Here is a 12,530-nt window from a genome sequence, read left to right as displayed (position 1 = left end):
TCAGCCGTCGCTTGACTCCGCGACGGGCTGCTGCGGCAACTGTTCCGGCGTGCTGTCGATCGAAACCTCTTCCCCGATCGGCGCTGGCAAGCCCAACAAATCGTGCAGTTCATGAAGAGCCGAATCGGACAAGTCACGGCCACCGGTCAGGGTATCCAGTGCTTCCTGCGGATCGTCCGCCCCTGCCAAGGCTTCTTCGGCTTCGGTTACAGCCTGCTCCGCTTCGGCCACGGCATCCTCGTATTTGTCCTGTGCGGTGATGCCCTCGGCTGCTTCTTCTTCAGTTGGCGCAAATTGGTCCTCGATCTCCGCTTCGGTCAGACCTTCCAGTTCGGACAATTCCTGTTCGCGCATTTCAAGATCCTGTGTCGCGCCAGAGAAACCAAGTATACTCTGCTGATAGCTGTAGAGCTTGCCCGGCATGCTGTTCGGGGCCGCATTCTTCAGGGCAGTCTGGCTGGCGTGCGCGGCATTCAAGCCCTTGAGCTCGGACGCGATTTTGCCGTGCTTGATTGGTTTGACATACGGCTCCTCGACAACTGCCGCCGCTACCCGCGCTTTACGGATCGGTTTCTCGACTTTCTTTTTTCCAGTGAAGAATTCGTCGAGTTTGGCTGCAAAACCGTTCTGCCCTTTGGTCCGAGATGTAGTTTTGGTGTTCTTTCGTTGTGCCTTTGGTTTAGCGAGACCGAGACCGGCGAGAAAACCCTTGCCCTGGCCGGACCCACCCTTCGTGCTGCGCGCAGATCCTCCGAGGCTGGCACTGGATTTTTCTGCGCTTTTGCCATTTCCGTTGCCGCCACCGTTCCCGTTGCCGCCACCGTTGCTATTTCCGTTTCCACCACCGTTACCATTTCCGCCACCATTGCCATTCCCGTTCTTGGCTATGGCGATATCTGGCGTAGCCAACACCGCAACGAAGCTAACTGCCCCGGTCAGCAACAAAGATGTCGCCACAACCCGTGACATGGAAATAAACCAATGCATGCCAATCCCCTTTTTCGTATCCAAATACTTGCGCCAACCGGCACAAGTTTGAGCAGAAATTTCGCATTATGCATATACTAGTTATCGAATACGGCAAAATTTGGCATTCTAACGAAGCCACTGTCACCCACTCAATTCGAGAGAATTGACCTCGGGCGGCCGATTGAAAATATCATTAACTTCATAGGCTTGCTCGTCTCTCAACTGACCTGCAAAGAGGCTCAGAAGCATAGCTCCGACCAGCGCAGTCAGTTTTATGTTCTCAACCTTGTTCATCCCTCCGTCTCCACCGTTGTCAATATCCGGGGCTGTAGGTTTCAACGGCTCAGCACACCTGTTCTGTCGCAAAATTTTTTCCGACCAAGTGCGTTTTTCCTCTTGCAGCTTTCCGCCAGAATTTATAGTTCACGCCTCACTCGACGGCGCGGGCGTAGCTCAGGGGTAGAGCATAACCTTGCCAAGGTTAGGGTCGTGAGTTCGAATCTCATCGCCCGCTCCAACGAGGACCGAAAGGTCGCACAAGATATCTGATTGCGGGCGTAGCTCAGGGGTAGAGCATAACCTTGCCAAGGTTAGGGTCGTGAGTTCGAATCTCATCGCCCGCTCCAGATATCCACCTTCCCACAACAAGCACTGGCGGATCGGTCGGTCCTGCGCCATTCTGTTCTGACAAGCAGCAGTCAGATGGATGCTCCGATGTCAGACTACCAAATTCGCACGCTGACCGCCGAAGAACTGCGCCACGCAGTGGATTGGGCCGGGCGCGAGGGCTGGAACCCGGGCCATGAGGATGCAATTTGTTTCCGCTCGACCGACCCCGACGGATTTCTGGGCGGGTTTCTGGATGGCGAGATGATCGCCTCGGTTTCAGCCGTGAACTACGACGACGCGTTTTCGTTTCTGGGCTTTTATATCGTGCGGCCCGAGTTTCGCGGATCCGGTCATGGTCTGGAAATCGCCCAGCACGCCCTAGCGCATTGTACGGGGCGAAATATGGGCTTGGACGGGGTGGTCGAACAACAGGACAACTACCGCAAGTCGGGCTTTGTCTTCGCCTACAACAATTATCGGTTCTCCGGCACGGTTTCAGGCATCCTGTCCAGCCTACCCAAGACCAGTATCGAGGTCGCGCCCATCGGTGGCCTGACCGAAGACCTTCGCACCTATGACCGTGCCCTGTTCCCCTCGCATCGGGATGCCTTTCTGACGGAGTGGCTGAGCGCACCGGGCCACATCTCGCGTTTTTGTATCCAGAAAGGTCGCCTCGCCGGCTATGCAACTCTGCGCCCCTGCCTGAATGGCTACAAGGTAGGGCCGCTGTTCGCCGACGATCCGGACATCGCGCAGGCGCTTCTGGCTGCGGTTCTGGCCGAAGTTCCCGCTGATCACCACAGTTCTGAGGTCTATGTCGACATGCCACAGCCCAACGCGGCGGCCTTTGCACTGGCTGACGCTTTGGGCCTAGAAAAAGTCTTTGAAACCGCGCGCATGTATTCCGACCACGAGCCGGATATCGACCTGAACCGCGTGTTCGGCGTGACGACGTTCGAACTTGGCTGAGCCTTAGAACGCCTTGAAGGTCATTGTCGTCAACGACCGCTCGATGTTCGGAATGACCAGAAGGTGTTCGTTAATGAAATGGCCCACATCCTCGGTTTCGGGAATGTAAAGCTTGAGCAGCAGGTCATATTCACCGCTGGTGGAGTAGAGTTCCGAGTGGATTTCGTGCAGAGCGATCTCTTCGGCCACCTTGTAGGTGGTGCCGGGCTTGCAGCGGATCTGGATGAAAACGCAGGTGGACATTTCGTGGCCTTGTTGCTTCCGTTTGGCGCAGGCTGGCACGCCCCGCGCCCGGGCGCAATCCCCTGCAACAGTTTGCTGCGATTGCAATGATCGGGCTGGATAAGGCCGCCCGTCCCCGTCTATAAGCGCCCCTGTAGCAAGAGGATTTCGCCAATGCGCACAGCTTCGATCAGCCGCAAGACCGCCGAGACCGCGATTACGGTCGAGGTCAACCTCGACGGCACCGGCACCTATGACAACCAGACCGGTGTGGGGTTCTTCGATCACATGCTGGACCAGTTGGCGCGCCATTCGCTGATCGACATTACGATCCGGGCCAAAGGCGACTATCACATCGACGATCACCACACCGTCGAGGACACCGGCATTGCACTGGGTCAGGCGCTGACGCAAGCGCTGGGAGACAAGAAAGGCATCCGGCGGTATGGCGAGTGCCATCTGCCGATGGACGACGCGCAGGTGCGCTGCGCGCTGGACCTGTCGGGCCGACCGTTTCTGGTGTGGAAAGTGGATCTGCCGACACCCAAGATCGGCAGTTTCGACACCGAGTTGGTACGCGAGTTCTTTCAGGCGCTGGCCACCCATGGCGGCATCACCCTGCATATCGACCAGTTGCACGGCTTCAACAGCCACCACATCGCCGAGGCGGCGTTCAAGGCCGTCGCCCGCGCCCTGCGTCAGGCGGTCGAGACCGACCCGCGCAAGGGGGATGCAATTCCGTCCACCAAGGGCGCGCTCTAGATGCTGACCGCGATCATCGACTACGAAAGCGGCAACCTGCACTCGGCGGAAAAGGCGTTTCAACGCATGGCGCGCGAGCTGGACGCGGGTGAGGTCGTCGTGACCTCGGATGCCGATGTCGTCGCGCGCGCCGACCGGCTGGTGCTGCCCGGCGACGGCGCCTTTCCCGCCTGCGCGGCCGAGCTGCGCGGGCACAGGGGCATCCACGATGCGATGGTCGAAGCGGTCGAGCAGAAGGGCCGCCCGTTTCTGGGCATCTGCGTCGGCATGCAGCTGATGGCGACCACGGGCCGCGAATATACCGACACGCCGGGCCTGAATTGGGTGACCGGAGACGTGGTGCGGATCGAGCCGGAAGACCGGGCGCTGAAGGTTCCGCATATGGGGTGGAACGATCTGGTGATCGAGAGCGAGCACCCGGTGTTCAACGGCGTCGCCTCAGGCGGTCACGTCTATTTCGTCCACTCCTACCATTTCCGTGTCGCCAATCCGGCGCAACGTCTGGCCCATGTGGACTATGGCGGGCCGGTCACGGCCGTGATCGGCCGCGACACGATGATCGGGATGCAGTTTCACCCTGAAAAAAGCCAGGATGTGGGCCTGCGGATGATCGGAAACTTCCTGACCTGGGCCCCCTGAGCGGTTACTGCACGCGGGTCCAGGCTTGGCCGCGACAGATCAGGCCGCCCGCGACGCAACCCTTGACCGTCAGCTTGTTCTGACCGTCAAGCGACATCTTGGAATTGTAGGTCTTGTCCCGGTCCGGCGCCCAGATCTTGCCGCCGCTATAGCTGCCGCCGCCATCCGCGACCATGTCCCAGATGATTTTCTTGCCCAGGTTCTCGTAATCCAGCTGCTGGTTTCCGTCCTTGTCGAAGGCGCTGTCGATGGTGCCGCAAACGGCGCTGCCGCAAGGCCCGATCGAGACGTGCAGATATCCGCCGGTATCCCCCGGCTGGGTTTTCCAAAGCCCGTCGACCGGGTCATCCGCGCGCGCGCCGGTGGCCAAGGTGACAAGTGCAGCCGCAGCGGCCAGAGCAAGTTTGTTCATGGTATCCTCCCTGTTTTGCAGGCAGTCTGACCGCCGGCACCCGTTCGGGCAAGATTGACTTTGCGTCGCGTTGCATCCCCTGCCCCGCCTGTGCCATATCCCGCGCCAGTACCAGTCACGAAAAGGCCGCCCGACATGATCCTCTATCCCGCAATCGACCTGAAAGACGGCCAGGCCGTGCGCCTTCTGCGCGGCGAGATGGACAAGGCCACGGTCTTCAACGAAGACCCTGCCGCCCAAGCCCGGGCCTTTGTCGAGGCCGGTTGCGAATGGCTGCATCTAGTGGACCTGAACGGCGCTTTCGCCGGGGAACCCGTGAACGCCGCCCCGGTCGAGGCGATCTTGAAATCCTGCAACGTGCCGGCCCAGCTGGGCGGCGGCATCCGCGACATGGCCACGATCGAGACCTGGCTGGACAAAGGGCTGGCCCGGGTGATTCTGGGCACGGTTGCGGTGGAGAACCCCGATCTGGTCCGTCAGGCGGCCAAGGCCTTTTCCGGCCAGGTCGCCGTCGGGATCGACGCGCGCAATGGACGCGTCGCCACCAAGGGCTGGGCCGAGGAAACCGACGTGATGGTGACCGACCTGGCTCGCAGCTTCGAAGACGCGGGCGTGGCGGCGATCATCTACACAGACATCAACCGCGACGGCGCGATGCAAGGCCCCAATGTCGAGGCCACGGCCGACCTGGCCCGGGCAGTCTCGATCCCTGTGATCGCCAGCGGCGGGGTCAGTTCGCTGGACGACCTGATCGCCCTGCGCGACTGCGGCGCAAACCTGAACGGCGCGATTTCAGGCCGCGCACTCTACGACGGCGCGCTGGATCTGCGCGACGCCCTGGCGGCTTTGAAGGGTTAGTCTATTGCAAGGGGTCCGCAAAGAGGTTCTGCCCGAGCAGTCTGAATTGTGGTCGCTGTACACTCCGGGCGATTTTGTTGATGGGTACTCGGTCCAAAGCGACCTTGCACCGTTTGACGCAATGAAAATCGGTCTGAGCATGCCGGGGTGGGTGAAGATCCTGATGGGAATCCGGAACGCAATCGTTGCCCCATTCGGCTTGAAGGGCGGCAAGCACTTGAACACCGACAATGGCTCGCCCGACGCAGGCACCGGCGCGATTTTTCCCGTGACCTACAGGGATGAGACAGAGGTCATCGTGGGAATCGATGACCGCCATCTGGATTTCCGCATCGCCGTGCATCGCGACGAAGACCGCATAGTCATGGCAACCTGGGTGCGGACTCACAATCGTTTGGGACGGATCTATCTGACGGTGATCATGCCCTTTCACATTCTGATCGTGCGCAATTGCATGAAACGGATCGCGCGCGCTTCTCAGGTATGACGCCGATCAGTTGGCCGCTGCACTCGTCAGCTTGCTCAACGCACCGCGCATCTTGTCGATCACCGGGGATTTTTCCACCGCATCAAGCTCGTCCATGGTTTCCTTGGGATCCTCGTAGGCCAACCAGACTTGGCCGTCGGCATCCTCATAGGCCTGCACCTTGAGCGGAAGGAACAATCCCGCGCGCGGATCGATCCGCATGGCGGGCGTTCCCAGGGCCGGGTTTCCGAAGATCAAAACCTGATTGGGCGGTATCGTCATGTCGACCTTGTGCGCACCGGCCGCGTGGTCAACGCGGGCAAATACAGTCGCGCCTGCATTTTCGACGGCAGCCTGCAGCGCGTCGATGGCCTCGGTCACGGACTTGTCGGTCGGGACCTTGATGATGTCGTCAGCCATCGCCCAAGTCGCACCGGACAGAATGAAAGCGGTTGTAAGAAACAAGTTGCGCATGGTTTTCACCTCCTGCTGAAATCCGCTTCAGTTTCACGAGGTTCCGGGCGCAGGACAATCACAACTCTGGCATCGGCGGGGCTTTGCCGGTAGAGGTGCGGCAACAAAGGACAAACCATGCTGAAAACCCGCATCATTCCCTGTCTGGATGTCGCCGATGGCCGCGTGGTCAAGGGCGTGAATTTCGTGGGCCTGCGCGACGCGGGCGATCCGGTGGAATCGGCTAAGGCCTATGACGCCGCCGGCGCTGACGAGATCTGCTTTCTGGACATCCACGCCACGCATGAAAACCGCGGCACAATGTTCGACGTGGTTCAGCGCACGGCCGAGCAGTGCTTCGTACCGCTGACAGTGGGTGGCGGCGTGCGGACCAAGGAAGACGTGCGCGCGTTATTGCTGGCGGGGGCCGACAAGGTCAGCTTCAACTCGGCCGCCGTGGCCAACCCCGATGTGATCTCCGAGGCCGCCGACCAGTTCGGCAGCCAGTGCATCGTCTGTGCCATCGACGCCAAAACCGTCAGCCCCGGCAAATGGGAGATCTTCACCCATGGCGGACGCAAGCCAACCGGCATCGACGCGGTAGAGTTCGCCAAGACCGTCGTCGCCAAGGGAGCGGGTGAGATTCTGCTGACCTCGATGGACCGCGACGGCACCAAGGCGGGGTTCAACATTCCCCTCACTCGCGCCATCTCGGACGCGGTCGACGTGCCAGTGATCGCCTCGGGCGGCGTGGGCAATCTGGATCATTTGGTCGAAGGCGTGACCGAAGGCGGAGCCAGCGCGGTGCTTGCGGCCTCGATCTTTCACTTCGGCGAATACACGATCCGCGAGGCCAAAGAGCACATGGCATCCGCGGGTATCCCCATGAGGCTGACATGAGCATACTGAACGAGCTGGCCGCCACGATCGCATCCCGCAAGGGCGCGGACCCCGAATCAAGCTGGACCGCCAAGCTGCTGTCCAAAGGCCCCGTGAAATGCGCCGAGAAGTTTGGCGAAGAGGCCGTGGAGGCGATCATCGAAGCCGTGAAGGGTGACCGCGACCGGCTGACATCCGAGGCCGCCGATGTGCTGTATCACCTGCTGGTCATGCTGGCCGCGCGCGACGTGGCGCTGGAAGACGTTCTGGCCGAGCTTGCCAGGCGGCAGGGCACCAGCGGCATCGCCGAAAAGGCCGCACGCGACCGGGGCTGAGACCCGGCTTTCACCAATAGCGTCCGCGCCCTATACTGATTGACCGAAGCGCCTGCCGGGCGCAGGGGCGACGAGGGACACAGGCATGTTCAAACCCATGATCTGGGCACTGACGACGCTGGCCATTCTGGGGCTTGGCGCATGCTCATCCGCGCCGCCCGCTCGCAGCGACGACGTCGCGCGGCTTGCAGCCCAGATTCAGGCGCTGGGGCCCGAGGTCGACCCGGACGAGGCCCAGCGCGCGGCCCGCATCACCTATGCCTATACCGCGCAGCTGGCGCAGGAATACCAGATCACAGACCCCCCTCTGATCCATAACGCCAAGGTCAACAAAGGGCTGCGCCCGCGCGGGCTGTGCTGGCACTGGGCCGAGGACATCGAACGGCGCTTGAAGCAGGAGAACTTTCGCACGCTGACCCTGCACCGCGCGATCGCCAACGCCGACAACCCGTTCCGAATCGATCACAGCACGGCAATAATCAGCCGACGCGGTGATTCGATGTACGACGGTGTCGTTCTGGACCCATGGCGCTATGGAGGGATCCTGTTTTGGAGTCCATTGCGCGAGGACACGCGCTATGACTGGGTCCCGCGCGACATCGTGCTGGAGAAACGGCGGCAAGAGCAGCTTGCGGAAATCAACGCCGTGGCGGTCAACTGAGCGGTCAGAGTTTTGATGAGATGATGCCGGTGGCGAACCCGCCCATGCGCAGCTCGCCGAACAGGCGCTGATATTCGATCTTGGGGCAGCGATTCATGACGACATCGACACCGCGCGCCTGCGCCACCGCGGCGGCCTCGGCGTTTTCAACACCGATCTGCATCCAGATCGTGCGCAGGTCGGAAAATGCAGCCAGCGCTTCATCCACGATCGGAGGAACGGCTTCGGACCTGCGAAAAATATCTACCATGTCAACGGGTTCACTGATTTCGGACAACGAAGCCCGAACGGTTTCACCAAAAAGTTCGGCTCCGGCATGGCCGGGATTGACCGGAATCACCCTATACCCCTTGAGCGACAGGTAGCGCGCAACATAGTAGCTGGGCCGCACCGGGTTCATCGACACGCCAACGACCGCAACCACCTTGGTGCGTTTCAGGACGGATCTGAGGAAGTCATCGGAATACTCAGTCATGGCTGCAGCCTAGCCGTGACTTGGAAAAGAAAAAAGCGCCCAAGGATACCTTGGGCGCCAGTTGTTGGAACGAGGGACAGTGAAATGACCCGCGGCAGTTCCGTTCCGCGGTCACTGTGACATTTAGGCATGAGTTTCGGAAAAAAAAGAGGTCGCGCGCATTTTTGTGGTGACAAGAGCGGATAAGCGGGAATCTGCCTGTCAACCGTACAGGATCGCCGGCCAGTTTTTCTCGGCTTTCTGGATGAAGCCGGTCGTGTCCGTCAGCCACATCCTTTCGATCTCGAGGGAATGCGTCAGATACAGCCTGCCGCCTACGATTTTCCACGCCATCGGGTCCGTGCTGGTGAGCTCGCCATAGGCCATGGCATAGGCGCAATATCCGCCGAACCTCGGCGCGTAGGCACGCGGATTAAGTTCGAACGCCTCTCGGTTCTCCTGCGAGGCAAACCGCCAGGTAGCGCCCTTCCACATCACCGCAATGTCGGGTCGCCCTTGAACCGGGCCGCCATCTCGAAAATAGCTGACCGCGTCATAACCGGTAATGGCCGCACCTTTTGCGGAATAGAATACCGGGGCGGTCTGCGCCCGCAATGTCAGCGGACAAGCGATTGAAAAGGTAAGACCGGCAAGTACGGATCGTCGGGATAGCATCAGATTTCACGGGTTGTGTTTTACAGACGCTATAAGATGCAACTTTTGACGCGCCGCGAAACCCATTTGACGCAGTTGTGAAGGGTCGTGTCGGAAAGGGCTCAGTCGAACACGTCCTCGATCACATCCCAAGCTTCGTCCAGAACGCGCGAGAAAAGGCCTTTTTTCCTTTTCTTGTAGCTCTTCTTTTTGGGCTTTTGCATTGGAATGCTGTGTCGCGGCTGTGGATCCGAAGCCTTTTTTACAGGGATCATCTTCAGGTTATGCAGTGGGGCACCGCAACTGGAACAGCTGAGTTCGTGCCGCTGGCGCCCCTTGAGGACCAGCGCCGCGCGGGTTCCGCAGTAGCAGCACGTAGCAATCTTGGATGGGGCGGGAATGGGTCTCTCCTCTCAATGCGGCTGAGAAGCATATAGGGCAATCGCCGCAGCATTTGAGACGTTCAGGGATCCGAAACCGCCCGCTGCGTCAATTTTGACAAGCATGTCCACCGTTTCCTTGGTCTTTTGCCGCAACCCCGGCCCCTCGGCCCCCAGAACCAGAGCAACCGGACGATCGCGTTTGCCGTCCAGAGCGGCCTCGATGGTCTGATCGGCCTCACCATCCAAGCCCAGAACGAGGAAACCCATGTTCTGCAACTCGACGATCGCGTCGGCTAGGTTGCGGACCCGCAGGTAAGGTTGGCGTTCCAACGCACCGCTGGCGGTCTTGGCCAGCGCACCGGTTTCCGGGGCCGAGTGGTGGCGTGTGCCGATGACCGCGCTGGCGCCAAGAACCTCGGCCGAGCGCAGAATCGCGCCCACATTGTGCGGATCGGTCACGCGGTCCAACAGCAGTACCCGAGGGTTTTCGCGCCCGATGCAATTCTCGGCCAGACCGCCCCATTCCAGCGGCTTGACTTCAAGCGCCGCGCCTTGGTGCACCGAGCCCGAGTCGATTGGCGCGTTGAATTTTCGCGGATCGACGAGCTCAGCCTGCATGCCCGATTCCGCGATCGCATCCGCCAGCTTGTCCAGCGCGTTGCGGGTCACGATCAGGCGCAGTTTCTGCCGTTTGGGGTTCATCAACGCATCACGCACGGCGTGCAATCCGAACAACCAAACGGTTTCGGAAGCCGCCGCTTTGCGCGCCTGCTCTTTCTCGATCACCCACTTCGGTTTCTTCATTTTACTGGCCTCCGGGCCGGGAACAATGTTTCCTGCGCCAAAGCGGAATTTTCCTGTTGACGCTCCTTTTGAGCGCTAGTAATCACGCCTCCACGTCAGGTGCAACGCCTGACAGTGGGCGACAGGCCGCAAGGTGTGGCAGGGGACTGTAACTCCCTCGCGGAGACGCACGCCTGGTTCGATTCCAGGGTCGCCCACCATTTTCTTCCGCAAATCAGAACACAGATGGATATTGCACACCGGATTTGTCCAGGTGGTCCCTTGCGTTTGCCCTCGATTCTGCGAGGAAATTCAGGCAAAGGTTGAGTGCCCGGAGATCATGCGATGCCCCGAGCATCAACGGCCGGACATCGGACGGCGTGGGACTGGCGGTTGCGTCGAGACACCCGATGCTTGTATCGAAACGGGATTTTCTGACTCATCCTTTCCAATGAGCAGCTTATCATCTTCCAGTTCCAAAAATTTACAAATTCATAAATCAAAGAGTTCAAGAATTTACAAAATAATATTTCATTTCTAGGGACTTGTTGGGGAATTTTCATTCTGCCCCTCATACTTGCCCTGCGCAGGTTGCGTTTTACCCGACGGAAGAGGAGCCCGAGGGCGTAGCCTGCTAATTGGGAGGAATTTATGTCAAACAAATCTGTCACGCGTCGCGGCGTGCTGAAGTCTGGTGCCGTCACGAGCGCCGGTCTGGCATTGCCGACGATCTTCACGGCCTCGTCGGCCGCGGCTTATACCAACGAACCCACTGGCGGATCAGTCACGCTGGGCTTCAACGTGCCGCAGACCGGCCCCTACGCCGAAGAAGGCAATGACGAACTGCTGGCGCAGCAGCTGGCGGTCGAGCATCTGAATGGTGAAGGCGACGGCGGCTGCCTGAACACCTTCACGTCAAAGGCGCTGAAGGGCAACGGCATCCTTGGCAAGAAGGTCGAGTTCGTCACCGGCGACACGCAGACCAAGTCCGACGCTGCCCGTGCATCGGCCAAGTCGATGATCGAAAAAGACGGCGCGATCATGATCAACGGCGGCTCGTCCTCGGGCGTGGCCGTTGCGGTTCAGGGCCTCTGCCAGGAGGCGGGCGTGATCTTCATGGCCGGCCTGACGCACGCCAACGACACCACCGGCAAGGACAAGAAGGCGAACGGCTTCCGTCACTTCTTCAACGCCTACATGTCGGGTGCCGCTCTGGCGCCGGTGCTGGCCAAGGAGATGGGCACCGAACGCCGCGCCTATCACCTGACCGCCGACTACAACTGGGGCTGGACCCAGGAAGAGTCGATCGTGGCGTCGACCGAGGCGATGGGCTGGGAGACGGTCAACACCGTCAAGACCCCGCTGGCCTCGACCGACTTCTCGTCCTACATCGCGCCGGTTCTGAACTCGGGCGCGGACGTGCTGGTTCTGAACCACTACGGCGGCAACATGGTCAACTCGCTGACAAACGCGATCCAGTTCGGCCTGCTGGACAAGGTCGTAAACGGCAAGGACTTCAAGATCGTCGTTCCGCTGTACTCGGAACTGATGGCAGCCGGTGCCGGCGAGAACATCAAAGGCGTTCTGGGTTCGATGAACTGGAACTGGCAGCTGCAGGATGAGGGCACCAAGGCCTTCGTAAAGTCCTTCGGCGAGAAGTACGGCAAGCCGCCGTCGAACTCGGCTCAGACTTGCTATGCCCAGGTACTGCTGTACGCGGATGCCTGCGAGCGCGCAGGCACCTTCAACCCGTGCGGCGTGGTCGAAGCTCTCGAGGACTTCGAGTTCGACGGTCTGGGCAACGGCCCGACCTGGTATCGCGGTGCCGACCACCAGTGCTTCAAGGATGTGCTGGTCGTGCGCGGCAACGAAAACCCGACCAACGCCTATGACACGCTGGAGATCGTCGAGATCACTCCGCGGGCGCAGGTCGAGTACGATCCGGATCACCCGATGTTCGCCGGCGGCGAACTGGGCAAGTGCAACCCGGGCGCGTAACCCCGACACTCGGTTTTTCGCAAG

At 60.2% G+C, this 12,530-nt stretch carries 17 protein-coding genes and 3 tRNA genes; 12 read left to right on the top strand and 8 right to left on the bottom strand.

Annotated elements, in window-relative coordinates:
- Together ACR0MM_RS09770 and ACR0MM_RS09765 are read right to left on the bottom strand one after the other, a co-directional pair.
- The gene (locus ACR0MM_RS09770; protein WP_480695861.1) at positions 1-987 is read right to left on the bottom strand and encodes a hypothetical protein; all 987 of its coding nucleotides are present in this window, start codon (positions 985-987) and stop codon (positions 1-3) included.
- A 123-nt stretch (positions 988-1,110) separates the two neighbouring features.
- A complete protein-coding gene (locus ACR0MM_RS09765; protein WP_170527893.1) occupies positions 1,111-1,263 on the bottom strand; it encodes a hypothetical protein in 153 nt (50 codons plus the stop codon).
- A 148-nt stretch (positions 1,264-1,411) separates the two neighbouring features.
- Here ACR0MM_RS09765 and ACR0MM_RS09760 point away from each other — a divergent pair.
- The 3 genes from ACR0MM_RS09760 to ACR0MM_RS09750 all read left to right on the top strand — a co-directional run bounded on the left by ACR0MM_RS09760 (position 1,412) and on the right by ACR0MM_RS09750 (position 2,547).
- Positions 1,412-1,486 (top strand) — tRNA-Gly (locus ACR0MM_RS09760).
- 34 nt (positions 1,487-1,520) lie between these two features.
- Positions 1,521-1,595, top strand: a tRNA-Gly gene (locus tag ACR0MM_RS09755).
- An 88-nt stretch (positions 1,596-1,683) separates the two neighbouring features.
- Positions 1,684-2,547, top strand: a complete 864-nt coding sequence (locus ACR0MM_RS09750) for a GNAT family N-acetyltransferase (protein ID WP_170371554.1) — start codon at positions 1,684-1,686, stop codon at positions 2,545-2,547.
- A gap of 3 nt (positions 2,548-2,550) precedes the next feature.
- Here ACR0MM_RS09750 and ACR0MM_RS09745 read toward each other — a convergent pair whose 3' ends face one another.
- Positions 2,551-2,790 carry an Lrp/AsnC family transcriptional regulator gene (locus ACR0MM_RS09745; RefSeq protein ID WP_171092379.1) on the bottom strand — a complete coding sequence of 80 codons (240 nt, stop codon included), beginning with the start codon at positions 2,788-2,790 and terminating at the stop codon, positions 2,551-2,553.
- 153 nt (positions 2,791-2,943) lie between these two features.
- Here ACR0MM_RS09745 and hisB point away from each other — a divergent pair, with 153 nt between their 5' ends.
- Both hisB and hisH read left to right on the top strand, forming a co-directional pair.
- Positions 2,944-3,531, top strand: a complete 588-nt coding sequence (gene hisB / locus ACR0MM_RS09740; protein WP_480695859.1) for an imidazoleglycerol-phosphate dehydratase HisB — start codon at positions 2,944-2,946, stop codon at positions 3,529-3,531.
- Positions 3,532-4,170 carry an imidazole glycerol phosphate synthase subunit HisH gene (gene hisH / locus ACR0MM_RS09735; protein ID WP_480695857.1) on the top strand — a complete coding sequence of 213 codons (639 nt, stop codon included), beginning with the start codon at positions 3,532-3,534 and terminating at the stop codon, positions 4,168-4,170.
- A 4-nt stretch (positions 4,171-4,174) separates the two neighbouring features.
- Here hisH and ACR0MM_RS09730 read toward each other — a convergent pair whose 3' ends face one another.
- Positions 4,175-4,582, bottom strand: a complete 408-nt coding sequence (locus ACR0MM_RS09730; RefSeq protein ID WP_005977442.1) for a DUF2147 domain-containing protein — start codon at positions 4,580-4,582, stop codon at positions 4,175-4,177.
- Between the two features lie 135 nt (positions 4,583-4,717).
- Between ACR0MM_RS09730 and hisA the strand changes: the two genes are divergently transcribed.
- A complete protein-coding gene (gene hisA, locus ACR0MM_RS09725) occupies positions 4,718-5,440 on the top strand; it encodes a 1-(5-phosphoribosyl)-5-[(5-phosphoribosylamino)methylideneamino]imidazole-4-carboxamide isomerase (protein ID WP_170340866.1) in 723 nt (240 codons plus the stop codon).
- A 4-nt stretch (positions 5,441-5,444) separates the two neighbouring features.
- On the top strand, positions 5,445-5,927 hold the full coding sequence (locus ACR0MM_RS09720) for a DUF2867 domain-containing protein (protein WP_170454568.1): 483 nt from the start codon (positions 5,445-5,447) through the stop codon (positions 5,925-5,927).
- A gap of 6 nt (positions 5,928-5,933) precedes the next feature.
- Here the strand turns inward: ACR0MM_RS09720 and ACR0MM_RS09715 are convergent, their stop codons facing one another.
- Entirely contained in the window at positions 5,934-6,326 is a 393-nt protein-coding gene (locus ACR0MM_RS09715) for a DUF302 domain-containing protein (RefSeq protein WP_170341095.1), read from the bottom strand.
- A 171-nt stretch (positions 6,327-6,497) separates the two neighbouring features.
- Here ACR0MM_RS09715 and hisF point away from each other — a divergent pair, with 171 nt between their 5' ends.
- From hisF to ACR0MM_RS09700, 3 genes are all read left to right on the top strand, one after another.
- Positions 6,498-7,259 (top strand): imidazole glycerol phosphate synthase subunit HisF, encoded by a 762-nt coding sequence (gene hisF, locus ACR0MM_RS09710; protein WP_170371563.1) that lies wholly within the window; start codon positions 6,498-6,500, stop codon positions 7,257-7,259.
- Positions 7,256-7,573, top strand: coding sequence for a phosphoribosyl-ATP diphosphatase (locus tag ACR0MM_RS09705; protein WP_480695854.1), 318 nt, complete (start codon positions 7,256-7,258; stop codon positions 7,571-7,573). Before hisF ends, ACR0MM_RS09705 begins: the two co-directional genes overlap by 4 nt.
- Positions 7,574-7,658: 85 nt before the next feature.
- Complete coding sequence (locus tag ACR0MM_RS09700) at positions 7,659-8,234, top strand: hypothetical protein (protein ID WP_480695852.1); 576 nt, start codon at positions 7,659-7,661, stop codon at positions 8,232-8,234.
- Positions 8,235-8,238: 4 nt separating this feature from the next.
- Here the strand turns inward: ACR0MM_RS09700 and ACR0MM_RS09695 are convergent, their stop codons facing one another.
- The 3 genes from ACR0MM_RS09695 to rlmB form a co-directional block, all read right to left on the bottom strand.
- Positions 8,239-8,709 (bottom strand): CoA-binding protein, encoded by a 471-nt coding sequence (locus ACR0MM_RS09695; RefSeq protein ID WP_170436722.1) that lies wholly within the window; start codon positions 8,707-8,709, stop codon positions 8,239-8,241.
- 201 nt (positions 8,710-8,910) lie between these two features.
- On the bottom strand, positions 8,911-9,363 hold the full coding sequence (locus tag ACR0MM_RS09690) for a YHS domain-containing (seleno)protein (protein ID WP_170357262.1): 453 nt from the start codon (positions 9,361-9,363) through the stop codon (positions 8,911-8,913).
- 392 nt (positions 9,364-9,755) lie between these two features.
- Complete coding sequence (gene rlmB, locus ACR0MM_RS09685; RefSeq protein ID WP_480695850.1) at positions 9,756-10,529, bottom strand: 23S rRNA (guanosine(2251)-2'-O)-methyltransferase RlmB; 774 nt, start codon at positions 10,527-10,529, stop codon at positions 9,756-9,758.
- Positions 10,530-10,645: 116 nt separating this feature from the next.
- Between rlmB and ACR0MM_RS09680 the strand changes: the two genes are divergently transcribed.
- Positions 10,646-10,729 (top strand) — tRNA-Tyr (locus ACR0MM_RS09680).
- 430 nt (positions 10,730-11,159) lie between these two features.
- Positions 11,160-12,506: a substrate-binding protein gene (locus ACR0MM_RS09675; RefSeq protein ID WP_093964815.1), complete on the top strand. Its 1,347-nt coding sequence runs from the start codon at positions 11,160-11,162 to the stop codon at positions 12,504-12,506.
- The last annotated feature ends 24 nt before the right edge of the window (positions 12,507-12,530 follow it).

Source organism: Ruegeria sp. BC6, from assembly GCF_056539185.1.
Note: the sequence above shows the minus strand (reverse complement) of the source record. Positions and strands in the feature narration are given on the sequence as shown.

Coding starts and splice junctions, on each gene's coding strand:
- hisH (WP_480695857.1), top strand. CDS start 3,532: ATGCTGACCGCGATCATCGACTACGAAAGCGGCAACCTGCACTCGGCG.
- ACR0MM_RS09770 (WP_480695861.1), bottom strand. CDS start 987: ATGCATTGGTTTATTTCCATGTCACGGGTTGTGGCGACATCTTTGTTG.
- rlmB (WP_480695850.1), bottom strand. CDS start 10,529: ATGAAGAAACCGAAGTGGGTGATCGAGAAAGAGCAGGCGCGCAAAGCG.
- ACR0MM_RS09745 (WP_171092379.1), bottom strand. CDS start 2,790: ATGTCCACCTGCGTTTTCATCCAGATCCGCTGCAAGCCCGGCACCACC.
- ACR0MM_RS09695 (WP_170436722.1), bottom strand. CDS start 8,709: ATGACTGAGTATTCCGATGACTTCCTCAGATCCGTCCTGAAACGCACC.
- ACR0MM_RS09715 (WP_170341095.1), bottom strand. CDS start 6,326: ATGGCTGACGACATCATCAAGGTCCCGACCGACAAGTCCGTGACCGAG.
- ACR0MM_RS09675 (WP_093964815.1), top strand. CDS start 11,160: ATGTCAAACAAATCTGTCACGCGTCGCGGCGTGCTGAAGTCTGGTGCC.
- ACR0MM_RS09705 (WP_480695854.1), top strand. CDS start 7,256: ATGAGCATACTGAACGAGCTGGCCGCCACGATCGCATCCCGCAAGGGC.
- ACR0MM_RS09690 (WP_170357262.1), bottom strand. CDS start 9,363: ATGCTATCCCGACGATCCGTACTTGCCGGTCTTACCTTTTCAATCGCT.
- hisB (WP_480695859.1), top strand. CDS start 2,944: ATGCGCACAGCTTCGATCAGCCGCAAGACCGCCGAGACCGCGATTACG.
- ACR0MM_RS09750 (WP_170371554.1), top strand. CDS start 1,684: ATGTCAGACTACCAAATTCGCACGCTGACCGCCGAAGAACTGCGCCAC.
- ACR0MM_RS09700 (WP_480695852.1), top strand. CDS start 7,659: ATGTTCAAACCCATGATCTGGGCACTGACGACGCTGGCCATTCTGGGG.
- ACR0MM_RS09730 (WP_005977442.1), bottom strand. CDS start 4,582: ATGAACAAACTTGCTCTGGCCGCTGCGGCTGCACTTGTCACCTTGGCC.
- hisF (WP_170371563.1), top strand. CDS start 6,498: ATGCTGAAAACCCGCATCATTCCCTGTCTGGATGTCGCCGATGGCCGC.
- hisA (WP_170340866.1), top strand. CDS start 4,718: ATGATCCTCTATCCCGCAATCGACCTGAAAGACGGCCAGGCCGTGCGC.
- ACR0MM_RS09765 (WP_170527893.1), bottom strand. CDS start 1,263: ATGAACAAGGTTGAGAACATAAAACTGACTGCGCTGGTCGGAGCTATG.